The organism is Arthrobacter sp. H41 (assembly GCF_000520535.1).
GTDB lineage: Bacteria > Actinomycetota > Actinomycetes > Actinomycetales > Micrococcaceae > Arthrobacter_D.
The window spans coordinates 18,915-21,664 of the sequence record NZ_KI914830.1 but is presented as its reverse complement, the minus strand read 5'-3'; the positions used below and the strand labels follow the sequence as shown (position 1 = coordinate 21,664).

Here is a 2,750-nt window from a genome sequence, read left to right as displayed (position 1 = left end):
GGCTGGCGGAAGTCCGGAAGGTGCCGTGCTGCCACGTATGCCCAGGCGGGAGCGCCGGGGCCGCCATTGAGGTACTTGTAGCTGCAGCCGGTTGCGTAGTCGACGCCCCAGGCGTCGAGTTCCGCGGGTACCGAACCCACCGAATGGCTGAGGTCCCACAGCGCCAGCGCGCCGGCGTCGTGGATGAGGTTTGTGATGCCGGGCACGTCGGCGCAGTGCCCCGACCGGTACGCGACGTGGCTCAGCACCACGAGCGCCGTGTCCGGCCCGAGCGCGGCGGCGACGTCGGCGACGGTGGTGCCGGCGTCGTACTGCGTGTCCAGCCAGCGGATGGTGAGACCGCACTCGCGGGCGATGCCCTCCATGATGAAGCGGTCGGTGGGGAAGTTGTCGCGGTCGATCACGATTTCCGAGCGGCCGGGACGGGCAGCGATCGCGGCGCGCGCCAGTTTGTAGAGGAGCACGCTCGTGGAATCCGCCACGATGCATTGCCCGGGTGCGGCGCCGAGGACCACTTCCCCCAGGCGGTCGCCGATCCGCTCCGGTAGCGCCAGCCAGCCCTCGTCCCAACCGCGGATCAGGCGGCCGGCCCACTGCGAGCGCACGAAGTCCGCCAGCGTATCGGGAGTCGCGGCCAGTGGCCGACCGAGTGAATTGCCGTCGAGGTAGGCGACGACGTCGTTCTCCTCGGCGGTCAGGAAACGGGTGCGGTAGGGGGCCAGCGGGTCCTGAGAGTCGAGCTCCCGGGACCGGAGCAGCAGGTCGGTCATCGGCCCAGTCTAGGCGGAGCGTTCCACGTGGCCGGTGAAGTGCGGCCGGTTGCTCTCCCTGGACCAGCCGACGACGTCGGTGCGCGTGGAGGTGGTCGGCGCGGTGCCGTTCTGCCGAGCATCCGCCCGCCGTCCGGCGTCCGCGCCGTCCTGATCTCCGGGCACTTCGCCCTGCTGCGTGCCGGCCGGTGCGTCTGTGAGGGCGACAGCGACGGTGCCGGGCAGCAGTACCGGTGTGGCGAAGTCGATGCTCCACCGCAGATGCTCGACGGGGGCGGGGCAGGCCTGGCCCACCATACGGGCTGCGAGGTACATGCCGTGGGCGATGGACCGCTTCATCCCGAGTGCTCTCGCCGAGACGGAGCTCAGGTGGATCGGGTTCCAGTCCCCCGAGACCGCGGCGTAGCGCCGCCCGGTGCCACCGTCGAGTTTCCAGACCCCGGTGGGTACGGGCGGCACGAACGATGACGCGTGCGGGCCGGAGGAGCCCTGCTGGGAAGCACCGCCGGTACCGGGCAGCCTCACTCCCCGCGCCAGGTACACCGAGCGCCCCGTCCACACGCGAGAGCCCTCCACCGACACGTCGGTGACGACGTCCACCTGCGTTCCGGCGCGGTGTGCCCGCAGGTTCTCGGCGTAGGCAACCACGTCCAGTGACTCCGACAGGGCGATGCTGCGGACGTGCTCCACGGTATTGCCGAGATGCACCATGCCGAGCAGCGGCAACGGGAAGTCGTGCCGCGCCAGGACGCTCATGGCGACAGGGAAAGCGACGGTATGGACGTAGGCGGACGGCAGCGTGTCACGCGCAGGCTCGCCCAGCAGGTGCTGGAACGCGGTCAGGGCCCCGGGGTCCACGCGGATGCGCTCCGCCCGGTGCCGGACGTCGGGCACCTCGAGGCGGACGGCCGAACCCCGGAGACGCCGCCGGGCCGCAAGGAGCACCGCGTCCCGGTACAGTGCGGGCAGGGCCCGAACCTGCCCGAGCAGCACCTCGTTCATGCCCCCACCAGGTTCTGCCCGCACACCCGCACCACCTGGCCGTTGATCCCGGCGGCGGAACCGGAGGCGAGGAAGGCGATGGTCTCGGCGACGTCGATGGGGAGCCCGCCCTGCTGGAGGCTGCTGAGGCGCCGCGCCACCTGCCGTGTCAGGGGCGGGATCTTGGCCGTCATCTCGGTCTCGATGAATCCGGGGGCCACGGCATTGATGGTGCGTGAACCGTCCTCGAACTGGACCGCAGTGGCGCGCACCATGCCGATCACACCGGCCTTCGACGCGGCGTAGTTGCTCTGTCCACGGTTGCCGGCGATGCCGCTGGTCGAGGCGAGGCTCACGATCCGCCCGTTCCGGGCGAAGACCTCGGAGGCGAGAACCGCTTCGTTGATGCGCAGCTGCGAGGTGATGTTGACGTCCATCACCGAGTCCCACCGCGCTGCGTCCATGTTCGCGAGGAGCTTGTCACGCGTGATGCCCGCGTTGTGCACCAGGATGTCGAGGACACCGTAGCGCGAGGCGACGTGCGCGAGCATGCGCGCTCCGGCGTCGGGCTCCGTGATGTCGAGCTGGAGTGCGGTGCCGCCCACCCGGTTGGCCACGCGGGCCAGCTGCTCGCCCGCGGCCGGGATGTCCACGACGACGACGTTCGCTCCGTCGCGGTGCAGCACTGCCGCGATCTCCGCACCGATGCCCCGTGCCGCTCCCGTCACCAGCGCCGTCCTGCCCGCGAGGGGCCGCCCGAGGTCGGCGTCCCTGGGGCTTCCTGCAGGAGAAGCGATCGACCCTGACGGACCGACGGCCAGGAACTGGCCGTCGACGTAGGCGCTCTTCCCCGAGAGGAGGAACCGCAGGGCGCCCAGCACGCCGGGGTCCGCAACACCCACGGAGCGCTCGAGGATGATGCCGTTGGCGGTGGCCCCGCGGCGGAGCTCGTGCGCCACGGACCGGATGGCCCCGTCGATTCCCTGCCGCGCTGCCGCC

General features: G+C 71.2%; 3 protein-coding genes. All 3 read right to left on the bottom strand.

All coding sequences use genetic code 11. The annotated features are described in order from the left end of the window. Positions 1–770: aminotransferase class V-fold PLP-dependent enzyme (locus Y705_RS20340; RefSeq protein WP_155850101.1), on the bottom strand; the 770-nt coding region annotated here is incomplete at its 3' end. Between the two features lie 9 nt (positions 771–779). Further along, positions 780–1,772 carry a MaoC family dehydratase gene (locus Y705_RS0114625; RefSeq protein ID WP_026533394.1) on the bottom strand — a complete coding sequence of 331 codons (993 nt, stop codon included), beginning with the start codon at positions 1,770–1,772 and terminating at the stop codon, positions 780–782. Beyond that, positions 1,769–2,750: 3-oxoacyl-ACP reductase (locus Y705_RS20335; RefSeq protein WP_253908644.1), on the bottom strand; the 982-nt coding region annotated here is incomplete at its 5' end. The genes Y705_RS20335 and Y705_RS0114625, both read right to left, overlap by 4 nt.

Coding starts and splice junctions, on each gene's coding strand:
- Y705_RS0114625 (WP_026533394.1), bottom strand. CDS start 1,772: ATGAACGAGGTGCTGCTCGGGCAGGTTCGGGCCCTGCCCGCACTGTAC.